22 protein-coding genes and 1 riboswitch are annotated in these 22,697 nt (G+C 72.1%); of the genes, 14 read left to right on the forward strand and 8 right to left on the reverse strand.

What is annotated here, in order from left to right; translation table 11 throughout:
- The first annotated feature begins 86 nt into the window (after positions 1-86).
- Positions 87-278: riboswitch (cyclic di-AMP (ydaO/yuaA leader) on the forward strand.
- A gap of 7 nt (positions 279-285) precedes the next feature.
- A complete protein-coding gene (locus H343_RS0110480) occupies positions 286-1,413 on the forward strand; it encodes a C40 family peptidase (RefSeq protein ID WP_028431088.1) in 1,128 nt (375 codons plus the stop codon).
- Positions 1,414-1,468: 55 nt separating this feature from the next.
- On the opposite strand, the gene H343_RS0110485 is transcribed toward H343_RS0110480, so the two are convergent.
- Entirely contained in the window at positions 1,469-1,822 is a 354-nt protein-coding gene (locus H343_RS0110485) for a hypothetical protein (protein ID WP_028431089.1), read from the reverse strand.
- Positions 1,823-2,290: 468 nt separating this feature from the next.
- Between H343_RS0110485 and H343_RS0110490 the strand changes: the two genes are divergently transcribed.
- On the forward strand, positions 2,291-3,631 hold the full coding sequence (locus H343_RS0110490; RefSeq protein ID WP_486586853.1) for a hypothetical protein: 1,341 nt from the start codon (positions 2,291-2,293) through the stop codon (positions 3,629-3,631).
- Between the two features lie 248 nt (positions 3,632-3,879).
- Positions 3,880-4,422 carry a TQO small subunit DoxD gene (locus H343_RS0110495; protein ID WP_037903153.1) on the forward strand — a complete coding sequence of 181 codons (543 nt, stop codon included), beginning with the start codon at positions 3,880-3,882 and terminating at the stop codon, positions 4,420-4,422.
- Positions 4,423-4,551: 129 nt separating this feature from the next.
- Here H343_RS0110495 and H343_RS35530 read toward each other — a convergent pair whose 3' ends face one another.
- Positions 4,552-4,866 (reverse strand): hypothetical protein, encoded by a 315-nt coding sequence (locus H343_RS35530; RefSeq protein ID WP_199778908.1) that lies wholly within the window; start codon positions 4,864-4,866, stop codon positions 4,552-4,554.
- The gene (locus H343_RS30055; protein ID WP_078505336.1) at positions 4,863-6,455 is read right to left on the reverse strand and encodes a PspC domain-containing protein; all 1,593 of its coding nucleotides are present in this window, start codon (positions 6,453-6,455) and stop codon (positions 4,863-4,865) included. The genes H343_RS35530 and H343_RS30055 overlap by 4 nt, the downstream gene beginning before the upstream one ends.
- A gap of 140 nt (positions 6,456-6,595) precedes the next feature.
- On the opposite strand from H343_RS30055, the gene H343_RS0110510 reads away from it, so the two are divergent.
- The 4 genes from H343_RS0110510 to H343_RS30060 all read left to right on the forward strand — a co-directional run bounded on the left by H343_RS0110510 (position 6,596) and on the right by H343_RS30060 (position 11,125).
- Positions 6,596-7,960 carry an ATP-binding protein gene (locus tag H343_RS0110510; RefSeq protein ID WP_028431092.1) on the forward strand — a complete coding sequence of 455 codons (1,365 nt, stop codon included), beginning with the start codon at positions 6,596-6,598 and terminating at the stop codon, positions 7,958-7,960.
- A gap of 170 nt (positions 7,961-8,130) precedes the next feature.
- Entirely contained in the window at positions 8,131-8,778 is a 648-nt protein-coding gene (locus tag H343_RS0110515) for a LuxR C-terminal-related transcriptional regulator (RefSeq protein WP_486586854.1), read from the forward strand.
- A 242-nt stretch (positions 8,779-9,020) separates the two neighbouring features.
- Positions 9,021-9,815: a hypothetical protein gene (locus tag H343_RS35535; protein ID WP_028431094.1), complete on the forward strand. Its 795-nt coding sequence runs from the start codon at positions 9,021-9,023 to the stop codon at positions 9,813-9,815.
- Between the two features lie 263 nt (positions 9,816-10,078).
- Positions 10,079-11,125 (forward strand): SPFH domain-containing protein, encoded by a 1,047-nt coding sequence (locus H343_RS30060; protein WP_078505338.1) that lies wholly within the window; start codon positions 10,079-10,081, stop codon positions 11,123-11,125.
- 96 nt (positions 11,126-11,221) lie between these two features.
- On the opposite strand, the gene H343_RS0110530 is transcribed toward H343_RS30060, so the two are convergent.
- On the reverse strand, positions 11,222-12,220 hold the full coding sequence (locus H343_RS0110530; protein WP_028431095.1) for an aldo/keto reductase: 999 nt from the start codon (positions 12,218-12,220) through the stop codon (positions 11,222-11,224).
- A 240-nt stretch (positions 12,221-12,460) separates the two neighbouring features.
- Here H343_RS0110530 and H343_RS0110535 point away from each other — a divergent pair, with 240 nt between their 5' ends.
- From H343_RS0110535 to H343_RS0110550, 4 genes are all read left to right on the forward strand, one after another.
- Positions 12,461-13,120 (forward strand): hypothetical protein, encoded by a 660-nt coding sequence (locus H343_RS0110535; RefSeq protein WP_028431096.1) that lies wholly within the window; start codon positions 12,461-12,463, stop codon positions 13,118-13,120.
- 195 nt (positions 13,121-13,315) lie between these two features.
- Complete coding sequence (locus tag H343_RS0110540) at positions 13,316-14,098, forward strand: metalloregulator ArsR/SmtB family transcription factor (protein ID WP_028431097.1); 783 nt, start codon at positions 13,316-13,318, stop codon at positions 14,096-14,098.
- Entirely contained in the window at positions 14,095-14,478 is a 384-nt protein-coding gene (locus H343_RS0110545; protein ID WP_028431098.1) for a VOC family protein, read from the forward strand. The genes H343_RS0110540 and H343_RS0110545 overlap by 4 nt, the downstream gene beginning before the upstream one ends.
- Before the next feature lie 125 nt (positions 14,479-14,603).
- Complete coding sequence (locus tag H343_RS0110550; RefSeq protein ID WP_028431099.1) at positions 14,604-15,131, forward strand: DinB family protein; 528 nt, start codon at positions 14,604-14,606, stop codon at positions 15,129-15,131.
- A 66-nt stretch (positions 15,132-15,197) separates the two neighbouring features.
- Here the strand turns inward: H343_RS0110550 and H343_RS30065 are convergent, their stop codons facing one another.
- Positions 15,198-16,217, reverse strand: coding sequence for a LysR family transcriptional regulator (locus H343_RS30065; protein WP_486586855.1), 1,020 nt, complete (start codon positions 16,215-16,217; stop codon positions 15,198-15,200).
- 161 nt (positions 16,218-16,378) lie between these two features.
- Between H343_RS30065 and H343_RS0110560 the strand changes: the two genes are divergently transcribed.
- A complete protein-coding gene (locus H343_RS0110560; RefSeq protein ID WP_028431100.1) occupies positions 16,379-16,921 on the forward strand; it encodes a hypothetical protein in 543 nt (180 codons plus the stop codon).
- 141 nt (positions 16,922-17,062) lie between these two features.
- Here the strand turns inward: H343_RS0110560 and H343_RS0110565 are convergent, their stop codons facing one another.
- Entirely contained in the window at positions 17,063-17,968 is a 906-nt protein-coding gene (locus H343_RS0110565) for a LysR family transcriptional regulator (protein ID WP_028431101.1), read from the reverse strand.
- A 147-nt stretch (positions 17,969-18,115) separates the two neighbouring features.
- Between H343_RS0110565 and H343_RS0110570 the strand changes: the two genes are divergently transcribed.
- Positions 18,116-18,814 carry a type 1 glutamine amidotransferase domain-containing protein gene (locus H343_RS0110570; RefSeq protein ID WP_028431102.1) on the forward strand — a complete coding sequence of 233 codons (699 nt, stop codon included), beginning with the start codon at positions 18,116-18,118 and terminating at the stop codon, positions 18,812-18,814.
- A 119-nt stretch (positions 18,815-18,933) separates the two neighbouring features.
- Here H343_RS0110570 and H343_RS0110575 read toward each other — a convergent pair whose 3' ends face one another.
- Together H343_RS0110575 and guaA are read right to left on the reverse strand one after the other, a co-directional pair.
- A complete protein-coding gene (locus tag H343_RS0110575) occupies positions 18,934-19,530 on the reverse strand; it encodes a Uma2 family endonuclease (RefSeq protein WP_028431103.1) in 597 nt (198 codons plus the stop codon).
- Positions 19,531-19,668: 138 nt separating this feature from the next.
- Complete coding sequence (gene guaA, locus H343_RS0110580) at positions 19,669-21,279, reverse strand: glutamine-hydrolyzing GMP synthase (protein WP_028431104.1); 1,611 nt, start codon at positions 21,277-21,279, stop codon at positions 19,669-19,671.
- A gap of 397 nt (positions 21,280-21,676) precedes the next feature.
- On the opposite strand from guaA, the gene H343_RS0110590 reads away from it, so the two are divergent.
- A complete protein-coding gene (locus H343_RS0110590; protein WP_028431106.1) occupies positions 21,677-22,015 on the forward strand; it encodes a chorismate mutase in 339 nt (112 codons plus the stop codon).
- The last annotated feature ends 682 nt before the right edge of the window (positions 22,016-22,697 follow it).

The following is a 22,697-nucleotide window of genomic DNA, read 5'->3' on the forward strand; positions in this document are numbered from 1 at the left end:
ACCTCCGGTCTTCACAGGCACCCCACAACTCCGCTAGCGTGCCGTGCCGGACGCCCCGCACCGCTCGCCGGCGAAAGCGCCGGCACGGGTCGTCCCCGCCGAATCCGGCCGGCAGCACTGCCGGAGCCGGGGACCCACCGCGTACGCGGACCTGCGCGTACGCACCCGGGGTGAATCGGTCCGTACGCGCCCGCCGAAGCACGCGCACGGCCCGTAGGGCAGCCTTCCGAACGCCCGAACCCGTCAGCTAACCCGGTAGGCGGTTCACGGAAGGAGTTGCCGGCCTTGGCGTCCCATCGCAAGCCGCGCACACGCATATTCGGCTCCGCCGCGACGAAACGCGGCGCTCTCGGCGTCACCACCGCGGCGCTCGCCTCCGTCTCCCTGCTCTCGCAGAGCGCCCAGGCAGCACCGGACGACGGCAGGCCGTCGGTCTCCGAGGTCAAGAAGAAGGTCGACAAGCTGTACCAGGAGGCGGAGAGCTCCACCCAGAAGTACAACGCCGCCAAGGAGAAGACGGACGCCCAGCGCACCAAGGCCGACCGGTCGCTCGACGAGGCCGCCGAGCGCACCGCCGACCTCAACGACGCCCGGCGCACGCTCGGCAACTACGCCACGGCGCAGTACCGCAACGGCGGCATGTCGCAGACCGCGACGCTGCTGCTCTCTCAGGACCCGCAGCAGTTCTTTGAGCAGACACATGTGCTGGACCGGATGACGGGCCGCCAGAAGGAGGCGGTCGGCGACTTCGAGCGGCAGCAGAAGGCGGCGAAGGCCGAGCGCGCCGCGGCCACCGAGCAACTGGCCTCGCTGGCCGCCTCCCAGAAGGCACTCAAGAAGAACAAGCAGGACGTACAGGCGAAGCTCTCCGAGGCCCGCAAGATGCTCTCGAAGCTGACGGCCGAGGAGAAGGCGCGGCTGGCTGCGGCAGAGAAGAAGCGGGAAGCGGCAGCCCGCAAGGCGGCGGAGCGCGCGGAGGCGGAGCGCCGCGAGGCGGCGAAGGACCAGCAGGGTGACGGCTCCGAGGCCGGCACGGGCAGCGGTTCGCCGGACGGTTCGGCCTCGTCCAGGGCGCAGAAGGTCCTCTCCTACGCCAAGGCCCAGTTGGGCAAGCCGTACGTGTGGGGCGCCACCGGGCCGAGCTCCTTCGACTGCTCCGGGCTGACCATGGGCGCGTGGAAGGCCGCCGGGGTCACGCTGCCGCGTACCACCTTCGACCAGGTCGACGTGGGTTCGAAGGTGCCCAGGTCACAGATGCAGCCGGGCGACCTGATCTTCTTCTACGACGACGTGACCCACGTCGGCATCTACGCGGGGAACGGGCAGATGATCCACGCCCCGAAGCCGGGTACCGAGGTCAGGTACGAGTCCATCGACAACATGCCCTTCCACTCGGCGAACCGGCCGGGCTGAGGCACGGCGGGCGGGGGGCCGGGCCCCCGCCCGGACCCCCGGGCCGTTCCCGTCCTCAGGTCCACAGCACCGCGATGAAGATGTTCGCGGTGGTCAGCGCGCCGACCGTGCCGAAGACGGAGGCGGGGATCTTCTCCTCGTCCCGCTTGACGTAGACCAGGCCGAGGATCACCACGAGCAGCGCGAGCTTGACGCCTGTCTTGATGTTGTCGACGGGCTCGTCCGCCGCCTGGTTGAGACCGACGAGGACCATGCCGGTCACCAGCATCGTGAACGCACCGTGCAGCATGCCGGGACCGAAGCGGGCCTCGCCGGCGCGCATCGGCTTCATCTGGAAGAGGAAGCCGCCCAGCAGCGCGGCGATGCCGATGATGTGCAGGCCGAAGAAGACATCGATGAGTACGCCCATGCCGGGAGCCTAGCCAAGTGCCCCGTCCCGCCCGGCGGTTGGCCCGGCGAAGTCCACGGGCCCGGACCGCGGGCCGCTTGGCGGTCAGGACGTCGGGGCCGGCCGGCGGGGGCGGTGGCGCCCCTCCCATGTCCACGTCCTCCCCCATGTTGACGTCCCGTGCGCGAGGCGTTCGGTGCAGGTCCCCACCGGGCCGTCACAGCGGATCTCCCCGGCCGGCCCGTCGAGGGGATCCGAAGTCGACGCTGTGGTCGGAGAGTCGGGCGGGCGCGGGGTAATCGCGGGGCAAGGGGCCCGCGTTCGTCGCCGAATCCGGTCGACCGTGGCGACGTCGGTCCTGCCTGCCGACGCCTCTCACACGGCCGGGTGACGAAGCGAGCCCTGCCGCGTTCCCGGGGGCTTGCGTAGGGCACAATGCGCCTTTCACCGACGGTGTTTGAGACAGTGCTCGAGAGGCGGGGTTGCGCAGTGGCCGTGGACACGGCACGGGACGGGACGACAGGCGGCGGCAGCGCGAGCGAACAGGCCCTGTCCCTGCGCAAGTCCACTCCCTCCGAGGGCACTTCTCACACCCACTCCACCCGCTGCACCTGTGGAGACTGTCCGCACGGGGCCCGCGAGGGACTCCGCAGCGCGCTGGCGGACTTCCGCGGCCGCCGCGACGAACTCGCCGCGGGCGGCGGCCTTCCCGCCGCCCTCGCACACTCCCCCGGCGCCTCCCGCCAGTGGGTCTCGGACGAGCTGACCCGCGCCGCCCTCACGGTCGCCGAACGCGGCCGCCAGGAGGGCGCCGTCCGGCTGACGTCGCTGTGGCGCCACACCGTCATCGCCGTCTGGGCAGCCGTGGGGGTACTGCTTCTCGGGCAGTTGCTCACCGCCATCGCCGCGGGCTGGAGCATCGCACGCACAGCCGCCCTCATCGCCGCCTTCGCCGCCGCCGGGCTGCTCTCCGTCGCCGCGTATCTGCACAGGGCGCGGGGCGGCGCGCTCGCACCCGTCATCGGCGAGGACAACCGTCTCTCCACATCACGGGCCGTCGCCGGGGCCTGGGTGCTCCTCGCCGTCTACGACGTCCTCGTCCTCGCCCTCGAACTGGCCGCCCTGTCCGGGCAGGACGAGCGCCGCGAACTGCTGACCGGACTCGAACTCTCGCAGGGCGCTGGGCTGTTGACGGTGCTGGCGCTGAGCTGTGCCATAGCTGTCTTCGTGCGCCGCACAGTGACCGTACGGGTGCAGCAGCAGCGGCTGCAGAAGGTGCGTGCCGACCGCCCGCGCGCGTCCGACCTGCTCACCGATGACGCCGGCCGCGGCTCCTTCTGCGACGTGCAGTACGTCCTGGTCAGCGCCGTCGCCGTGGTCTTCGCCGCCGTACGTCTCGCCCGGCAGCCCGACCAACTGCCCGATCTGCCCTGGAGCCTGGCCCTCCTCGTGGTGGTCTCGGCGGCGACCTACCTCGCCGGAAAGTACGCGGAGGGCGGACGTCCGGTCGTGCTGTCGGTGGTGCGGGCCCGCGAGATCGGAGACCTGCACTCTCCCATCCGTACGGGCGACGACATCGAGATCCGCGGCGCGGGGTTCGTACCGCCCGGCGCGGACGAACCCGACCGGCTCGCACGGATGGTCGTCCGTGTGGGCGCCGTGCACGTGCCCGTGCCGCTGATTCCGGTCACGGGCGGCTTCTCCAACCCGGCCGACGCGACCCTCACCGTGCCGGTGCCCGTGGAGGTCGAGCCGGGACGGGTCGAGGTCCAGGTCGTCACGGCGGCCGGCGTCGAGACCAACCGGTACCCCATCGACGTCGCCGACTGACTGAGCGGTGACCGGGCGCCGGGCCGCGCCCGGCGCCCGGTCGCGGAGCACCCGCGAGCGCGCGTCGAGGTGGATCTTTTGCCGGTTCTGTCCCGAATCCTTCGTCAGCGGCGCCACTTCAGGCACACGCCTTGTGCACCGGAGCGTACATAGAGGGTGTGTGCGCGACCCCGGCCGCGTACCGTGGCGACCTGCCCAAGCCGAACGGGCATGCGGCAGCGGCACGAACGACGGAGGTGGGGCGTGGCATGTCTCTGACGGACGGACACACGACGGTGGGCGGCGACGCGCCTGTGAGCGGCCCGCCCGGCAGCATACGCGCGAGAGTGTCCAAGCACGCGCTGCTCCCGCTGCGTCTCTTCCTCGGCGCCACCTTCCTCTACGCCGGCATCGACAAGGTCACCGACCCCGCCTTCCTCGCCTCCGAGGGCAGCGGCTCGCTCGCGCAGGTGCTGGAGTCGGCACGCGAGGCGGCGGCGGTTCCCGCCCTGATCGATCTCGCGCAGAACGACCCCCGCATGTTCGGCATCGCCATCGCCGCCGGTGAGATGGCCGTGGGCCTGGGCGCCCTGGTGGGGCTGCTGACCCGGCTCGCCGCCTTCGGCGGTGTGCTGATCTCGCTGAGCCTGTGGCTGACGGTCAGCTGGTCGAGCGACCCGTACTACTACGGCAACGACCTTCCGTACATGATGGCCTGGGTCCCGCTGATGATCGCGGGGGCGGCGACGCTCTCGATCGACGCGGTGATCTCGCGCAAACGGCGCCGCAGAGGCAGGCACATCTTCGCCTGACCGGCCGGTCTCTCCCCAGCCGGTCTGCGCAGCCGGTCTGCGCAGCCGGTCTCCTCGCCCGGTCTCCGTGCCCGGTCGTCCTCGTCCCGTGCCGGTGGTCCCATGCCCGCCGGGACGGGACGGGCAACCTCACGGCCCGCCGGGCCCGGCCGGCCCCGGCCGGTCCTCCCCCGAACGCGCGTACCTCTCACGCAGGTCGTCCATCGGCATCCCCTCAGATCCCCTCACCGGCGGCGGCGCCCCTCTCCGCCGCAGCCGGCGGCGGACGAGGAAGGTCGCCCACGCTGTCAACGCCGACGCCAGCAGCGCCGCCGGCACGACCGCCGGCAGCAGCCACGCCGGCACCCTCCACTCCCCGAGGGCGTCCATCACGTACATCAGCGCGGTGCCGGCGAGCAGCACGCCGAGCAGCAGCCGTGCGGGTTCGAAGCGGTGCCGGTTCATCGCTCGCCCTCACTCCCGGCCCGGACCCCGGCGCCGGCCCTGCGGTCGTCCTGGAACTCCTCGGCGGGCGGGAGGCGGTCGGAGCGTTCACCCGCGGGGAGCGCCCGAACGATCTCGAACTGCCCGACGTCCATGTGCACCGACAGCTTGAGGGTCCCCCTGGGCTTCCGGCCGTCGAACGGGGGCAGCGTCATGCTCTCCCGCTGCTCGAGCCCCGCGTAGCTGTCGATACGTGCCTCCCCGTCACGGGTCAGCCCCCTGGGCAGCCGGATCTCTCCCGCCCCCACCCCGGCGTCGAGTTCGACCTGCGTGTCCCTCGGCACGACCACCTTCAGCATCCCCGCCCCGGCCCGCACGGTGGTCCGAACCGGCCCACCGTCCGCGGCGAACCGCACGTCACGCAGGTCGAGTTCGCCGCTTCCGGCGTCCAGCCGGTACGTACCGCGCACGTCCGGCGCGGACGCCGGCGTCCACGTCACCTCACGCCAGTCCGTGCCGATGCTCTTCGGAATGAGTGAGGCCCCGGCCAGCATGACGGCGGTGACGACCACCAGGAAGACGGTGCCGAAACCGACCCGGCCGGCGAAGGCGCTGACGACGAAGCCGATCGCGTACACCGCCAGCGCGCAGGCCAGCCCCAGAGTCAGGTTCGTGCCCAGTGGCCGGGACTCCCAGCCGGAGAACGTGCCCACCACCGCGGCGGCCGAGGCGAGCGTGGCGACCAGACCGCCGAGCGACCGCTCGCGACGGCCCCCGCACACGTGCTCGCCGGTGCGGCGGGGCCGGCCGCCGGCGGGCCGGGCGCCCGTACGGGGCTCCGCCGCCTCGTCCGGGCCCCAGAGATAGCCGGTGTCGCGGGCAGCGGTGCCGTCCTTCGTCAGGGGCTCGCGCCACCACGACGGTGTGCCCGGCACGGGCGGGGCCTGCGCCTCCGGCGGTGCGTCGGCGACGGCGTGCGCGGTGGCCGGGTCGACGGGAGCGCCGACCGCCTCGGCGGCCTCCGCCTCCCGGCGGTGGTGCGACCAGTACGCGGCGCCGGTCACCGCACCCGCGATGAGCAGGGAGTAGGGGGTGCTGCGGTTGCCGAGGGAGGCCAGGAAGAGCCCGCAGCCGACGAGAGCGACAAGGATCGCGGACAGCGTCGAGCCCTCGACCCGGCCCGACAGCAGCCACCGTGCCTCGTTCTGCTGCTCGCCCTCGGCGGGGATGAGCAGCCAGGCGAACCCGTAGAAGACCAGACCGAGTCCGCCGGCGACGGAGAGCACGGCGAGCGGGACGCGGAAGATGACCGGATCGAGGTCGAAGTAGCGGCCGAGGCCGGCGCACACACCTCCGGCGACCCTGGGGCGGCGGCTCCTGGTGAGCCTGCGGGACGGAGGCCCGGCGGACCCGCCGGACGCTCCCCCCGGCAACGGGCCGTCCGTGGCCGCCCCTTCAGCCGCGGCCCCGTGCGCAGCCGCCCCGTGCGCGGCCGCCCCGTCCGCAGTCGCGCCGCCGTCCGGGCGGTCCCCCGCGGCGGCGCCCCCGCCGCCCTCCCCGGGGGCGCGCGCCCCCGGTCCCTGTGACGATGCGTGTTCCTCCTCGGCCATGCGCCCATGTTGGCCCCTGATCACCGTCCGGTACATCGGGGCCGGTCCCCCACCGGCCCCTGATTTCGCCCCGACGTGGCAGGGTCGGATCAGGGAACAACCCTGATGACCCCCGCGCGCGGCCGTGTGACGATCGGTGCATGACCCCCGCCTCCCCGACCGCGAGCACCGCGCACACTGCGGGCAGCGGGACGACGGCACCCCCCGACGATCCCGCGCCGCAGCCTCCCCTGCGCAAGCTCTACCGCAGCTCCGAGGGCCGCATGCTCGGCGGTGTCGCCCGCGGACTCGCGGGGCACCTGGGCCTGCCGGTCTCCTGGGTACGCATCGTCTTCGTCGCGCTGGCCGTGACGGACGGTCTGGGCGTGCTGCTGTACGCGGCGTTCTGGTTCGTGGTGCCGCTCGGCACCGGAGGCGTCGACTCCGCCCGCAAGGCCGCCGCCGCTCCCGCCGCGGGGGATCGCGACAGCAGGAGCGGGCGCCGGGTGCGCAAGCCCGACAAGGGTCAGCTCTTCGCCGTGCTGGCGCTGCTCGTGGGCGCGGCGGTGGTGGTCGACAACCTCCAGTTCGGGCGGATCAACACCTATGTGTGGCCGATCCTGCTGATCGGTCTCGGCGTCGTCCTGGTGTGGCGGCAGGCGGACGACGCACGCCGCGCACACTGGGCGGAGGTCACCCGCCGCCGGAGGCTGCTGCCGCTGGCGCGCAGCGCGGCCGGGGTGGTGCTGGTGGCGGCCGGTGTCAGCGGGATCGTGCTCGTGCAGGGTTCGGCCAGGCATCTCGGGCCCGTCCTGCAGGCCGCGCTCGCCGTGCTGGTGGGTGTCGCGCTGCTCGCGGGACCGTACCTCGTCCGGATGATGCAGGACCTGTCCGAGGAGCGGCTGATGCGCATCCGCGCCCAGGAGCGGGCCGAGGTCGCCGCACACGTGCACGACTCCGTGCTGCACACCCTCACCCTGATCCAGCGCAGCGCCGACGACCCCCGCGAGGTCGCCCGGCTCGCCCGCGCCCAGGAACGTGAGCTGCGCAACTGGCTCTACAAACCGCAGGGCGACGGCAAGGACGAGGACGGCAGACCGCGGACACTCGCGGAGGCCGTCAAGGCGACGGCAGCCGACGTCGAGGACCATCACGGCGTGCCGGTGGAGGTCGTCTGCGTCGGTGACTGCCCGCTCGACGAGGGTCTGGACGCCCAGATCCAGGCCGCGCGCGAGGCGATGGTCAACGCCGCCAAGTACGGTGGTGGGGGCACCACCACCCATGCCGGAGGCCATGGGGGAGGGGCGGTTCAGGTCTACGCGGAGGTCGAGGGCCGTTCGGTCTTCGTGTCCGTACGCGACCGGGGGCCGGGCTTCGACCCGGACACCGTGCCGGAGGACCGGATGGGCGTGCGCGAGTCCATCGTCGGCCGTATGCGGCGCCACGGCGGTACGGCCCGGCTGCGGTCGTCGCCGGGCGAGGGGACAGAGGTGGAGCTCGAGATGGAGAGGGCGGCTCAGTCGTGACCGACGAGACAGCAGGCACAGGGGGGACCGGCGGCCCGGCGGGCGCGGGGGCTGCCGGCCCGGCGGGCGGCAGCACGGGCGACGGAACCGCGGGGAGCACCCCGCCCGCCGCCGGCGCGGCGCCTTCGGCTCCTTCGGCTCCTTCCGCGGAGCCCGGGCACCGCGTCAGGGTGGTGCTCGTCGACGACCACCGCATGTTCCGCGCGGGCGTCCAGGCGGAGATCGGCCGTACGGAGACCACCGGCGTCGACGTCGTTGGTGAGGCCGGCGACGTGGACCAGGCCGTCTCCGTCATCACCGCCACGCGCCCGGACGTCGTCCTGCTGGACGTTCACCTGCCGGGCGGGGGCGGTGTCGAGGTGCTGCGCCGCAGCGCCTCACTGATGGGCGGCGCCGACTCTCCCGTACGCTTCCTCGCCCTGTCCGTCTCCGACGCGGCGGAGGACGTCATCGGCGTGATCCGCGGCGGCGCCCGCGGCTACGTCACCAAGACCATCACCGGCTCCGACCTGGTGGACGCCGTCTTCCGCGTCTCCGACGGCGATGCCGTCTTCTCCCCGCGCCTGGCCGGCTTCGTACTGGACGCCTTCGCCTCCACCGACGCCCCGCCCGTCGACGAGGACCTGGACCGCCTCACGCAGCGCGAGCGCGAGGTGCTGCGCCTGATCGCGCGGGGCTACGCGTACAAGGAAGTGGCCAAGCAGCTCTACATCTCGGTGAAGACGGTCGAGTCCCACGTCTCGGCCGTGCTGCGCAAGCTCCAGCTCTCCAACCGTCACGAGCTCACGCGCTGGGCGGCGGCCCGGCGCCTGGTCTGACGCCACCCGGAAGGGCAGGCGCACCGGGAGGTGCCCGGCACACCGGCCGTCGCCCGGCAACGGGGACCACGCTGGCCACGGAGGACACCGGTGACGGAGAATGAAGAGCAGTGCCCGCTTTCCGAGTCCGTACAAGACGCGGCGGGCCCGTGACCGACTGAGGCCTTTCCGGGGGGAGTTCGGCCGCCGGATGAGCGGGGGGCATTCCGGCGGCGTCGGGCGCGTGCGCAGAGGTTTCACTGATGACTCAGCCTCCGCAGGACGGCTTCGGCGGCTCCCGGCCGCCGGACGGTCCACCCCCGGGCGGTCCGCCGCCGCCATCGCAGCAGCCCCCTCCACCGCCGGGGCAGCCGCCCGGGTACGGATACCCGCAGCAGCAGCCCCAACAGCCGCCCCCGGCCGGCCAGTCGTACGGCTATCCGGGTCCGTACGGGCAGCAGCAGCCCGGTTACGGGTACGGGTACCCGCCGCCACCGCCTCCCTCCCCGGGCCCCTCCGGCCCGAACGGCAAGCTCGTCGCGATCATCGCCTCGGCCGCCGTCGCACTGCTGCTCGTCGCCGGCGGGGTCTACCTCGCGGTCGGCGACGGCGGGGGCGGCACCGCTCAGCCGCAACCCGCGCCGAGCACATCGTCCGCGCCGGAGCCGTCCCCCACCGGGGAGTCGCCGCTGGAGCCCACGGAGGAGCCGACGGACGACTTCGGCGACGAGACCCCGGACCCGCACTCCAAGGAGGACGGCTTCCAGGGACAGTGGCAGTCCGAGGGCGGAAAGACCCTGACGATAGGCGCCAAGGCCCAGTCGGGAGACGCCGCGGGCAAGAACTCCGTGTCCTACATCGATGCCGGCGGCGAAGGCATCTGCATCGGGATCGGGGACGAGCGGAGCGGCGGCGCGACGTTCCGTACGGCGCTGCGCTGCGGGGGCAAGGACAGCAAGAAGTACATCGCGGGGAACGCGACGCAGGACGGCGACTCGCTCACCATCATCTGGGACAAGGGCGGTTCGGACACCCTGGACTGGAACGGCAGCCGGTAGGCCGCCGGGGCGTGTCCGCCGCACCGGCGGGCACGCCCCCACGCGGCACCCCCACGCGAGGCCACGCCGCCCGAGGCGCGCGGCACGACGCCGCGCGGCTCCCGGCGACACCCTGCGACACCCGGCGATCCGGGGCGGCCTTCGGCGGCTTCCCGCGGCTTTCCGCGCCGCTGCACACCTCTCGACCGGCGGCCCGTACGGAGCTACCGTGGAAAGCAGCCTTTCTACCCGAATGCCGGACTTGCGCGGCGGTGCAGGAGGCCATGATGGTCGTCGAGGTGATCGTCGGAATCGTTGCTGTATGCGTGGTGTACGCACTCTCGGCGGCACGCGTGGTCCGGCAGTACGAGCGGGGCCTGGTCTTCCGGTTGGGAAAGCTGCGCTCCCAGATCATGGAACCCGGATTCCATCTGATCGTGCCCGGAATCGACCGGTTGCAGAAGGTCAACATGCAGATCGTGACGCTGCCCGTGCCCGCCCAGGAGGGCATCACTCGGGACAACGTCACGGTGCGCGTCGACGCCGTCGTCTACTTCAAGGTGGTCGCGCCCGCCGAGGCGATCGTCCGGGTCGAGGACTACAGCTTCGCCGTCTCCCAGATGGCCCAGACGTCCCTCCGCTCGATCATCGGCAAGAGCGAACTGGACGATCTGCTCTCCAACCGCGAGAAGCTCAACCAGGGCCTGGAGCTGATGATCGACAGCCCGGCCGTGGACTGGGGAGTCACGGTCGACCGGGTCGAGATCAAGGACGTGTCCCTGCCCGAGACGATGAAGCGCTCGATGGCACGGCAGGCCGAGGCCCAGCGGGACCGGCGGGCGAGGGTCATCAACGCCGACGCGGAGCTGGAGGCGTCCAAGAAGCTCGCGCAGGCCGCGGAGCAGATGTCCGAGTCCCCGGCGGCGCTCCAGCTGCGTCTGCTGCAGACGGTCGCGTCCGTCGCCACCGAGAAGAACTCCACGCTGGTGCTGCCGTTCCCCGTCGAGCTGCTGCGCTTCCTGGAAGGCCCGCGGGAGGGCGGGACGCCGAACGGCAACGGCACCGCACGCCGCACACCGGTGACGCGGGGAGAGGAGACGGAGCCGGAGGCCGTCGCGCCGGACACCGTCATCACCGAAGGACCCGCCCCCGGCGCCCTCGCGCCGGAGGCGTCCGGGACACCGGAGGCACCGGACGTGCCGGAGCCCGCACCCGTGCCGGAGAACGCGGAGGTCCCGCGGGACACACGGGACCACCTCCCCGCCGGTGAACTCCCGGACGGCTCGGCGGAGGACGGGAGGGCGCTGCCCAGGCGGCACCCCCGCCGGTAGCCGGCCGCCGACTGCACCTGCCGTCTGCCGTCTGCCGTCTGCCGTCTGCCGTCTGCCGTCTGCACGTGCCGTACCTGCCGTCAACCGCTCGTGTGCTCAGTCCAGTCCGGCGAGGAAACTGTGGGGGTACGGGAGCCGCTGGGCCGAGGCATCGGTGAGGCGGCGGACCTGCTCGGGCTCCAGTTCCCAGTCGACGACGGCCAGATGGGACGTGAGCTGCTCCATCGTGCGCGCGCCGACGATCGGGGCGGTGACATCGGGCTGCCGCAGCAGCCAGGCGACGGCGACCTGGGCGGGAGGACGCCCTGTCTCCTCGGCGACGGCGAAGAGTTCATCGAGGACGCGCCACGTCCGCTCGTCCTGGTACGCGCTCCACGACTCGCTCCAGCCCTGCTTCTCCGCCTTCTCCACCCGGCTGCCGCGCGGTGGCTCCTGCATGCCGCGCCGGATCGAACCGCTCAGCCAGCCCCCGCGCAGCGGGCTCCACGGGATGACGCCCAGCCCCTCGTTCCGGCAGACCGGCAGCAGGTCCCACTCGGTCTCCCGGTCGAGCAGGTTGTAGAGCGGCTGGAGGCAGGTGAAGGGCTCCCAACCGTGCCGGCGGCTGAGGTCGACCGCCTTCTGGAGCTGCCATCCGCTGAAGTTGCTGGCGCCGACCGCCCGTACCTTGCCCGACCGTACGAGGGAGTCGAGCGTGGAGAGCGTCTGCTCGAGGGGCGTGGCCGGGTCCCAGGCGTGCACCTGGTACAGGTCGATGTAGTCGGTCTGCAGCCTGCGCAGCGACGCCTCGACGCCCTCCATGATGTGTTTGCGGCCCAGGCCCCTCTCGTTGGGCCCGTCCCCCATCGGGAACCTGACCTTCGTCGCGATCACCAGCTCGTCACGGCGGCGGGTGCGCAGCCAGCGGCCCAGGATCTCCTCCGACCCGCCGGTGGAGTACACGTCTGCGGTGTCGATGAAGTTGCCGCCGGACTCGACGAAGGTGTCGAGGATGGCGGCGCTGGTCTCCTCGTCGGTCTCGCGGCCGAACGTCATGCTGCCCAGGCACAGTTCGCTCACGCGTATCCCTGACCTGCCCAAGAGCCGATTGCGCATGTTCCACGACCTCCGGATTAGCGGTGACCTGCGGGAATGTGCTGTTCCGTGAGTCTAGTGTCCACGGCTGCGGTGGGTACGTCCCGTCAGTCAGCGGTCCGGAGGGAGGCCGCCCGGCAGGGACGGTGGGTCCGGCCCGGGGGCGTCAGAGCTCGGGAACCCCGGGGTGCGGGCCGCGCCGGTTGAGCGATGAGCGTCATTCCGCTCCCCTGCGCCTCTCCCGCCCCTACCATCACGGGCATGCCCGACGCCTCCGCGCACCACCTCCCCCCGGTCACCACCCGGCAGGCGGTCCGCAACACCGCTCTCGTCGTCGTCGCGCCGCTGACGCTGGCGGCCTTCGGACTCGTGCACCCCGGCGGGCTGCGTCCGTCCACCGGCGCCGCCTGGACGGAACTGCACGTCTGGCTGATCCCCGTCTGGCCGCTGCTGGCGCTCGGCCTGGTCGTGCCCCTGTGGGGACAGCCGCGCCGCGACGCGGCCGGAATCGCCACGGTCCTCGCCTGGACCGGGGCCTTCGGCTACGCGACGTTCTACACCGGCCTCGACGCCGTCGCCGGAATCGGTGCGGGCGTGGCCCAGGAGAACGGAGGCCCGCGGGCACGGGAGGTCATCAACCCGCTCTTCCACCTCGGTGACGCCCTCGGGCAGGCGGGTGTCGTCTGTCTCGGCGCCGGTGTGACCGCCGCGTCCGTGGCGCTCCTCCTCCGGCACGGGGTGCGTGTGCTGCCGGGCACGGCGGTGCTGCTGGTGTGCTGCTGGTCGTTCTACGACAGCCACATCTTCATGCCCCGCGGCGTGTGGACGATGCTGGGCTTCGCGCTGGGCTTCGCGCTGTTCGTACTGGCCACGGCAGCACGCCGGGGGCCGGGCACTCCCTCCTCCCGGCCGGAGGACTGACGGCGGCAGCCGCCGCGAGAGCTTCCACGAGGGGTCCCGTGCGTGCCGCTGCCGCACGGCGTCACGGTCCTCGCCGTGGTGCCCCGGCTTCACCCGCGCCGAGCTCCAGGAACGCGTTGGGACGGACCTCAGCAGCCTGCCCGACCGGGCTTGGCTCGAGTAATCCATCAAATGGCTTTGATGGATTATGCTGTCATGGTGTCCCGAGATCAGACAGCCCCGGCGTTCTTGCGCCTGGCCGCCAACCCACTGCGGTGGCGGCTGCTGACCGCCCTGGCCGCAGGCGACCACCGGGTCCGTGAGCTCGTCGACCTGCTGGGCCAACCGCAGAACCTGATCTCCTACCACTTGCGACTGCTGCGCAGAAGCGGGCTGGTCACCGCCCGCCGGAGCAGCTTCGACGGACGCGACAGCTATTACCACCTGGACCTGGAGCGCTGCGCGCACGCACTGACCGACGCCGGCGTCGCCCTGCACCCGGCGCTGCGCCTCAATCCCGCCCCGCCGCCACCCCTGGCTGCCGAACAGGCCCACCCTCGGGTGCTGTTCGCGTGCACCGGCAACAGCGCGCGCTCACCGATCGCCGAGGCCCTGCTGCTCCACCGCAGCGGCGGCCGCGTGGAGGTGACCAGCGCGGGCAGCCACCCCAAACCGCGTATCAACCCCCACGCCGTACGGGTCCTGCGCGAGCACTACGGCATCGACATCGCCGATCAGTTGCCCCGCCATCTCGACACGGTGCCGCGCCACCGTGTCGATCACGTGATCAGCCTCTGCGACAAGGTCCGGGAGGTGATCGCCGAATCCGGCGATCACCCGCGACCGACCCACTGGAGCATTCCCGACCCGGCCGCCGTCAACGACAACGACCAGGCAGGCCGCCCCGCCTTCAAGCACACGGCAGCGGAGATCGACACCCGCATCCGCTACCTGCTGCCCGTCCTCGCCCGCGCCACGAACCCGGAGATCCGACCATGACAACATCCGACGAGCTCGCCGGCGTCCGCTACATCGTCGACGACGTCGCCGCCGCCGTCCGCTTCTACACCACCCACCTCGGCTTCACCCTGCACACGAATCCCGCTCCCGCCTTCGCCGACGTGATCCGCGGCCCGCTGCGCCTGCTGCTGTCGGGGCCGGAAAGCTCCGGGGCCCGGGCGACGCCCGATGGCTCCACCGCGCCGGGCCGCAACCGCATCCATCTCATTGTCGACGACCTCGACACCGAGATCGACCGACTGCGCACCGCCGGGCAGTCCTTCAGCGGCGACGTCGTCTCAGGCCCGGGTGGACGCCAGATCCTGCTCACCGACCCGGCCGGCAACCTCATCGAGCTGTTCGAGCCTGCCTCACACTGAGCTGCTTCCGGAGGGAGGCCGGCAGCTCACATCGAGATCGCCCCCGTCTCCGCGAGGGTGCGTCCGCGCGAAGCCGTCTGCGCAAACGGCACACCGCCGCCCCGCACCCGTGCGAATGTGCCGGAATGACTACGACACCCGACGGCCGCACCGTCCCGCCCCGGAACGCCGGCGAACGTCCCATGCTGGAGAGCTGGCTGGACTTCCACCGTGACACCCTGGCCCTCAAATGCGCCGGACTGGACGACGCTCAGGTGCGCCTGGCCCCCGTGGAACCGTCTGCGCTGACGCTGCTGGGGCTCGTGCAGCACATGGCGGTGGTCGAACGCAACTGGTTCCAGAAGGTGTTCGCCGGGCTGGACGTACCGCCGCTGTACGGGGAGGGCGACGGGGCCGGCTTCGCGCTCACCCCGGAGAACGGCATGGAGGAGGCGGTGGAGGTCTGGCGTACGGAGATCGCCCGCGGCCGTGAGCTGACCGCCGCCGCGTCCCTGGACGACTCCGGCCGGTTCTCCGAGGAGGACGCCGCACTCCTCGGGGACAGCCATGTGTCGCTGCGCTGGATACTCATTCATCTGATAGAGGAGTACGCACGCCACAACGGCCACGCCGATCTGATCCGCGAACGCATCGACGGCGTCTCGGGCACCTGACCGCATGGGGAGGGGCGTGCGGGCAGCGTGTTCCTCGGGCGCCGCCCGCACCGCCGCCGCGCCCGGTCAGCTCGCCCGCCGCTGCCGCGGCACCAGGAGACGCCGGGCGAGTCCCCCGGCGCCGGGCCCGCCGCCCGGCAGGGCACCTGCGAGCAGGACCGCCCGGGCCGTCTCCCGCAGCGCCGTGACGGCACTCCCCTCGCCGTGTCCCGGCAGCCAGGCGAGCGCCGCCGTGGCCGGCGGAACACCGGCGACGTCGGCGTACGCAAGCCCGTCGCGCGGGTACAACTCGCGGGCCGCGGCCGGCAGAAGAGCGATGCCCTCTCCCTGTGCGACCGCGAGGAAGAGCGACTCCAGGTCCTGCACTGCCGGCCCGAACCGCACGCGCGTACCGTCCGGGCGGGGGTTGACCGCCCAGTGGTCCCACCACTCGCGCATCACGTCTCCGGCGACGTCGACGAAGACGCGGCCGGCGAGGTCGCACAAGCCGAGCGGCTGCCGCGCCAGCAGCGGATCACCGGCGGGCAGGCACAGGACCCGTGGTTCGACGGCCAGTCGGAGCGTACGGATTCCCCTGTGTACGGGAGGACGCAGGAACGCCGCGTCCACCTCCCCGCTGACGAGGGCCTCGACCTGGCCGGCGAAGTCGAGGCTGCGCATCTCGACCACGCTGTCCGGATGTCTGGCGCGGAACTCCGCGAGGATCCGCCGTGTGTAGGGCATGGCCGCCTCGGCACCGATGAACCCCACCCTCAGCCGACCGCTCACACGTCTCGCCTGCGTCTGGACGGTCGCCCGCAGCCTGTCCGCCGCGTCGACGACGGCGCGGGCCACGGGCAGCAGCTCCCTTCCTGCCGGTGTCAGCGCGACACGGCGCGTGGAGCGCTCCAACAGGCCGAGGCCCATGCGCCGTTCGAGCGCGGTGATCTGCCTGCTGAGGGCCGGCTGGCTGATGAACATCCGTCTCGCCGCCTGCCCGAAATGCAGTTCCTCGGCCAGGGTCAGGAAGAGCCTCAGCTGATGGACGCTCGGGTCGCTCCCCCCTGGTGCGGTCCTGCGGTCCTCCGCTTCCGATAACTCATTCACCCCGTTCTCCCCCATACCTGACACGGTATCAATTTGCCCCGTAACCGCCTGAGTTTTCTCTTCATCTGCCCCCGTTCACCGGCCACGCTGGTTGACGTGTCCGAAGCGGCCGCCGGAAGTGCGCGGCTGCCGGAACAGCAATGGAGGGGGAACAAGTGAGCATGTCACCGCGCAGGGTTCTGGCGATGACCGCGGCAGCGGGGCTGGTCGGAGTCACGGTGCTGGCCGGCACCGCGTCGGCCGCGCCGGCGTCGTCGCAGCAGTCCGCCTACACGCAGCAGGCAGTGGCCTCGGGGCTGACAACCGCCGAGGCCGCCAAGCTGCAGAAGCGGGTCGACGCCGTGCTGGACGGGCAGCTCGGCGGCAAGCAGGTCTCCGCCACGAAGGTGGTGTACGACGGTCTCACCGTCACCGTCGACCCCCGCTACAAGCCGGGCGACGCGAAGAAGTCCGCGTCCGGGGCCGAGGCGGCCTGCGGATACGGGCATCTGTGCATCACCGTGCGGGGCACGAACTTCGACTTCTACAAGTGCCAGAAGTGGTACGTGAGCAACTGGTGGGGAGACGGCACGTTCGTCAACAACCAGACACCCGGCACCGTCGCCCGGTTCTACAACCAGGACGGCAGCCAGCGCTGGAGCTCGACCGCGTACGACTCGGGTACGGCGACGTGGGACCCGATCTACTCACTGAAGCCGTGCTGAGCGGGCCGGCTGCCGAGCTGAGCGCCGGCTGAGCTGAACCGGCGCACCGTGCGAGCGGGCCGCCTCCGTCCACCGACGGGGGCGGCCCGGCGTCCGTCGGGCAGCCCCCGTCAGCCGTCGCCGTCGGCCGTCGGCCGTCGGCTACAGCCCGTCCCAGCTCTCGGCGCTCCGGTGGAGGTGGTCCCGGACGGTGGCGAGCGCCCGCGTGCCGCTCGCACCGCGCCGGGTGGCGAGGAAGAGGGTGTTCAACGGCGGGAACGCGGGCCGGTGCAGCTCCTGCAGGGTGCTGTCGGCCAGTGCGGGCCCGGCCAGATAGCGTGGAAGCACGGAGATCCCGGCTCCGGCGGCGACAGCCGCCAGGACGGCCCGCAGGTCGGGCACGAGGAGCGCGACCGGATTGGGCGGACGCCGGCCGAACTCGCCGCGCCAGTACCGGCGGACGATCGGCAGGTCCTCGGCGTACGCGACCAGCGGCAGGTGCGCGAGGGCCCCGACCGGGTCCGCATCCAGCCGTCCCGCGTCGACGGTGTGGGCCAGTCCGGGCGGCCCCACCAGCAGGAACTCCTCGTCGGTGAGCGGCGTCGCGATGACGGCGCGCTGCGGGGGACGTACGGACGAGACGACCAGGTCGAGCCGGTCCGCGACCAGCGCGGAGAGCAGGTCGCCCGCCAGCCCGAGCGTCGCGCGGAGGTGCAGGCCGCGGCCGGTCAGCGCAGCCAGGGCGGGCAGCACCCGCAGGGTCATCACCTCGGCGGGACCGCCGATCCGCACGGTGCCGCGCACCTCGGGACGCTCGTCCTCGGCGCTCAGGGCGTCGTTCAGCTCGTCGATGTGCAGACCGACGCGGGCGGCGAGTGCCGCCGCCCGCGGAGTGGGGGTGACGCCCTTGCGGGAGCGGACGAAGAGCGGCTGGCCGATCTCGCCCTCCAGACGGGCGAGTTGACCGCTGACCGCGGGCTGGGTCACTCCCAGACGCCCGGCCGCCGCCGACAGCGATCCCGACCGGTGGATCTCCAGGAACGTCCGCAGCAGATCGAGGCTCGGCACGCAAACCCCTCCCATAAGTGTCCTTATGGATCAGAGTATGCCTTCCTGTGACGGGTGATGGATGCTGGTACGGCCGCAGCGGACGGGGCACCCGGCCGCGGGCCCCAGCGGACCGGCAGCACGCACTCCACGGAAAGAGTTCACCTCATGTCCAAGATCCTCATGGTCGTCTCCGGCGCGGACAGCATGCGGCTGGCCGACGGCACGACCCACCCCACCGGCTACTGGGCCGAGGAGGTCGCCGCGTCCCACGAGGTGCTGCGCGCGGCCGGGGCCGAGGTCGTCATCGCCACACCGGGCGGCGTACGGCCCACGGTCGACGCGCTCAGCCTGGACGAGCAGGGCGGCGTTCCCGCGGCGGACGCAGACCGCCACCGCGCCTACCTCGACTCCATCGCCGCACAGCTCGACGCACCGGCGTCCCTGGCCGACGTCCGGACCGGCGACTACGACGCCGTCTACATCCCCGGCGGCCACGCCCCGATGGCCGACCTCGCGGAGGACGGCGACCTCGGCCGTCTGCTGAACGACGCCGACGCACGCGGAACGGTGGTGGCCGCCCTCTGCCACGGCCCCGCGGCGCTGCTGAGCACCACGACGCACGGGGACTTCACCTTCGCGGGCCGCTCCCTGACCTCCTTCACCGACGAGGAGGAGAACCAGGGCGGTCTGGGCGAGAAGACGCCGTACTACCTGGAGAGCAGGCTCCGCGAGTCCGGAGCGGTGATCGACTCCGGCCCGGCGTGGGGCGTGAAGGTCGTCCAGGACGGCAACCTCATCACCGGCCAGAATCCGCAGTCCAGCAGGGAGACCGCCGGGACGGTCCTGAAGGCCCTCAAGGGCTGAGGCCACCGCACGGACAGACAGACAAACAGACGCCGGGGCGGTGGCCGTGTGATGCGGTCACCGCCCCGGCGTCCCGGCTCATGCCTGCCCTTCACCCGTGCCGAAGGCCCGGCGGCCCCTCACAGGTGGTCGATGTCCGCGAGGTCGATGTCGACGGGGAAGGGCACTGCCAGCTTGAGCCGGTCGTGGTGGATGCCCGTGACGGCGTAGACCATGGTCGTGGGGTCAAGTTCGTAGACGTACACCACGGGCCGGTCCTCCTCGCCGGACATCTCGACGCGCCAGAAGTGCGGGATGCCCGCCCGTGCGTACTTGTGCGGCTTGGTGTCGCGGTCCCGCTCCTGGGAGTCGGGAGAGACGACCTCGACGGCGAGCACGACGTCCGCCGCCTCGTACCGGGTCTGACGGTGACTCGCGTCGGCCTCGGCGTGTACCACGCAGAGATCGGGTTCGGGCGCCGTGCTGGGGCTGAGCACCACCGGCATCTCCCGCCTCACCCGCATGTTCTCGGGCACGGTGCGGCGCACACCGCTCTCCAGCAGATACATGGTCAGCGAATGGAACTTCCGCTGCGGGCTCACGAAAACCAGACTTGCGTCGATCAACTCGGTGTGCGGCGGGAGGTCCGGCAGATCGAACAGGTCGTCCACGGTGTAGCCCTGCCGCGGCGGCACAGGCCACGACGGTGAGGCGGAGGGCACGGGTTCGGCGGTCATGATTCCTCCCATGGACGGGATTCTTGAACCTGAGCCCACATTAGCGGGTGGAATCAGCCCTGCCGCCGCTCGGACGAATGAGCGACGGCAGACGCGTTGACGTGGGAGAAAGCCCGCAAAGCCACGGTCCGGCCCGGCTCACTCCCACTCGATGGTGCCCGGCGGCTTGCTCGTCACATCGAGGGTGACGCGGTTGATCTCGGAGACCTCGTTGGTGATCCGGGTCGAGATGCGCCCCAGCACGTCGTAGGGCAGCCGCGACCAGTCCGCCGTCATGGCGTCCTCGGAGGAGACGGGGCGCAGCACGACGGGATGGCCGTAGGTGCGCCCGTCACCCTGCACGCCCACCGAGCGGACGTCGGCCAGCAGCACCACGGGGCACTGCCAGATCTCGCGGTCCAGGCCCGCGGCCGTCAGCTCCTCACGGGCGATGGCGTCGGCCTCGCGGAGCAGGCCGAGGCGCTCGCGGGTGACCTCGCCGATGATCCGGATGCCCAGCCCGGGCCCGGGGAACGGCTGGCGCTGGACGATCTCGTCCGGCAGCCCCAGTTCCTGGCCGACCATGCGGACCTCGTCCTTGAAGAGCTGCCGCAGCGGCTCCACCAGCTCGAACTCCAGGTCCTCGGGAAGGCCGCCGACGTTGTGGTGGGACTTGATGTTGGCCGCCCCGGTGCCTCCGCCGGACTCGACGACGTCGGGGTAGAGGGTGCCCTGCACGAGGAAGGCGACGTCCTCACCGGCGGCACCCGCCTCCGCGACGAGTTCCGCCTGCGCCTGTTCGAAGACGCGGATGAACTCCCGCCCGATGATCTTGCGCTTCTGCTCGGGGTCGGATGTCCCGGCCAGCGCGGACAGAAAGCGGTCGGCGGCGTCGACGACCTTGAGCTGTACGCCTGTCGCCGCCACGAAGTCCTTCTCGACCTGCTCCGTCTCGCCCTTGCGCATCAGCCCGTGGTCGACATAGACGCAGGTGAGCTGCGTGCCGACCGCCTTGTGGACGAGGGCCGCGGCGACCGCCGAGTCCACGCCGCCCGACAGTCCGCAGATGGCACGCTTCCCGCCGACCTGTTCGCGGATCGCCGCCACCTGCTCGTCGACGATGCTCTCGGTCGTCCAGGTCGGGGAGAGCCCCGCCCCGCGGTAGAGGAAGTGCTCCAGCACCTGCTGCCCGTGCGTGGAGTGCATCACCTCGGGGTGGTACTGGACGCCGTAGAGCCGGCGCTGGTCGTTCTCGAACGCGGCGACCGGCACCATGTCGGTGGAGGCGGTCACGGTGAAGCCGTCGGGGGCGGCGGAGCAGGCGTCTCCGTGCGACATCCACACCTGCTGGCGCTCCGGTGTGCCCTCGAAGAGAGTGGAGGCGGACTTGGCGACGTGCAGATCGGTGCGTCCGTACTCGCGGCTGCCGGTGTTGTCGACGGTGCCGCCGAGGCTCTGCGCCATGAGCTGGAAGCCGTAGCACAGGCCCAGGACCGGGACGCCGGCCTCGAAAAGGGCGCCGTCGAGGGAGGGGGCGTCGTCGGCGTACACGGACGAGGGACCGCCGGAGAGGATGACCGCCTTGGGGTTCCTCGCGAGGATCTCCGCCACCGGCATGGTGGAGGGGACGACCTCGCTGTAGATGCGGGCCTCGCGCACGCGGCGCGCGATGAGCTGCGCGTACTGGGCGCCGAAGTCGACCACGAGGACGGTCTCGGGGGCGTGAGGAGAACCGGCGGTCTCCGGGGTGGCGGAGGGCGTGGATGCCACGGAGCTGCTGCCTTTCGGCCTTACGGCGGTGGAGCGGGGTGCGGTGCGGGTGCGGAGGTACCGCGCAGTCACTCAGGAGCCACGGGCCCGCCCGCTCTCGCCGCACTCACGTCGTGCCACCGATTCTATGCCGCGGGAGTTCCGGCTTGGCCTCCGGTCGGCTGCCGGGGCATACTGACCGCCATGTTCGAGCAGACCACACGCAGCCAGATCCGCTTCTGGTTTACCTATGGCACCGGCCGGTCCGGCTGCCATGGTCGAGCTGCTTGAGCCACTGACGAGCGACTTGCCGGGCGCCCCGGGCCGATCAAGGCCCGGGGCGCCGGTCGTCTCCGCTTCCACGGGCCGTGAGCGTCCGGGCCGCGCACCGCGTACGAGCCCCGAGGACGGAGACATCATGAGCACAGGAGCGACCGCGAGCACGGAAACCACCGCGGCGACCGGTACCGGCGGCCGCGAAGGCACCGCCGCGACCACCGCCGCGGGCCCCGCACCGCACGAGGAGATCACCGTGGCCCGCGCCCGTATCGACAGCCTGGACGAACGGATCATCGCTCTCGTACAGGAACGCAGAGCCGTCTCGGCCCGCATCCAGCAGGCAAGGATCGACACGGGCGGACGGCGGGTCCATCTGACCCGCGAGATGGAGATCCTCGGCCGCTACAGGGCCGAGCTGGGCCGCCCGGGCACCCAGCTCGCGATGACGCTGCTGGGGCTGTGCCGGGGAAGGCTGTGACGCCGACCCGTCGACCCGTCGCCAGTCGCCGGCGGCCGGCCGCCCGGGCGCAGCGCCGGACGGGCCCGCCGTGGACGGCCTGGGGAGACGCGGCACAGCAAGCCGGCACGGCAAGCCGGCACCGCGCCGGTCACCCGTACGGTGCGTGACCGGCCGACGGAGGCTTCGTTGGATCAGGTGTCCCCGATGTCAGCCGGGCGCCCGGCTGCATGGGGCGGCGCCATCGCAGCGATGAGACGCCCGTTCCTCCCCCCGTGAGGCGGAGGCGGAAGCGTCGTGGGACCTCGCTCCGGCGCGAGTGACCGGTCAGCAGGGGACAGCAGCCCGGTCACGACCCTCTCCCCGCACCGGCGGGGAGACAGCGGCCGGTCCCGGGGACGCCCTGGACCGGCCGCTCCGCGGAACACTGTCCGCCCCTCTCCGGGGGCCTGCGGCGAGGGGGCGGTCCCGAGACTCGCGTAGGGAGGTTCCGAAGTTCTTGAACCCTCGGTAAAAATTCCGGCCGACCGGTACGGATCGAGTGACGGAGTCGGCTCGACCGCTTGCGTCATACGCTGCGCATCCACGACGATGCACGAACGAACTCCCTTTCACCACAGAGCCGTTGAGACCCGGGAAGAAGCATGCCCGGGTCCGGACGGTCCAGCGGCGCCACCCCCCGGTGCCGCTCCCTCAGCGCGGA

The sequence above is a fragment of the Streptomyces sp. TAA204 genome (assembly GCF_000424965.1).

What these genes read in the sequence shown, in the direction of transcription:
- H343_RS0110550 (WP_028431099.1), top strand. Translation starts at nt 14,604, where the DNA reads ATGACTACGACACCCGACGGCCGCACCGTCCCGCCCCGGAACGCCGGC.
- H343_RS0110530 (WP_028431095.1), bottom strand. Translation starts at nt 12,220, where the DNA reads ATGCGCAATCGGCTCTTGGGCAGGTCAGGGATACGCGTGAGCGAACTG.
- H343_RS0110485 (WP_028431089.1), bottom strand. Translation starts at nt 1,822, where the DNA reads ATGGGCGTACTCATCGATGTCTTCTTCGGCCTGCACATCATCGGCATC.
- H343_RS0110590 (WP_028431106.1), top strand. Translation starts at nt 21,677, where the DNA reads ATGAGCACAGGAGCGACCGCGAGCACGGAAACCACCGCGGCGACCGGT.
- H343_RS30055 (WP_078505336.1), bottom strand. Translation starts at nt 6,455, where the DNA reads ATGGCCGAGGAGGAACACGCATCGTCACAGGGACCGGGGGCGCGCGCC.
- H343_RS0110535 (WP_028431096.1), top strand. Translation starts at nt 12,461, where the DNA reads ATGCCCGACGCCTCCGCGCACCACCTCCCCCCGGTCACCACCCGGCAG.
- H343_RS35535 (WP_028431094.1), top strand. Translation starts at nt 9,021, where the DNA reads ATGACTCAGCCTCCGCAGGACGGCTTCGGCGGCTCCCGGCCGCCGGAC.
- H343_RS0110510 (WP_028431092.1), top strand. Translation starts at nt 6,596, where the DNA reads ATGACCCCCGCCTCCCCGACCGCGAGCACCGCGCACACTGCGGGCAGC.
- H343_RS0110560 (WP_028431100.1), top strand. Translation starts at nt 16,379, where the DNA reads ATGTCACCGCGCAGGGTTCTGGCGATGACCGCGGCAGCGGGGCTGGTC.
- H343_RS30060 (WP_078505338.1), top strand. Translation starts at nt 10,079, where the DNA reads ATGATGGTCGTCGAGGTGATCGTCGGAATCGTTGCTGTATGCGTGGTG.
- H343_RS0110570 (WP_028431102.1), top strand. Translation starts at nt 18,116, where the DNA reads ATGTCCAAGATCCTCATGGTCGTCTCCGGCGCGGACAGCATGCGGCTG.
- H343_RS0110540 (WP_028431097.1), top strand. Translation starts at nt 13,316, where the DNA reads ATGGTGTCCCGAGATCAGACAGCCCCGGCGTTCTTGCGCCTGGCCGCC.
- H343_RS0110575 (WP_028431103.1), bottom strand. Translation starts at nt 19,530, where the DNA reads ATGACCGCCGAACCCGTGCCCTCCGCCTCACCGTCGTGGCCTGTGCCG.
- H343_RS0110545 (WP_028431098.1), top strand. Translation starts at nt 14,095, where the DNA reads ATGACAACATCCGACGAGCTCGCCGGCGTCCGCTACATCGTCGACGAC.
- H343_RS35530 (WP_199778908.1), bottom strand. Translation starts at nt 4,866, where the DNA reads ATGAACCGGCACCGCTTCGAACCCGCACGGCTGCTGCTCGGCGTGCTG.
- H343_RS0110495 (WP_037903153.1), top strand. Translation starts at nt 3,880, where the DNA reads ATGTCTCTGACGGACGGACACACGACGGTGGGCGGCGACGCGCCTGTG.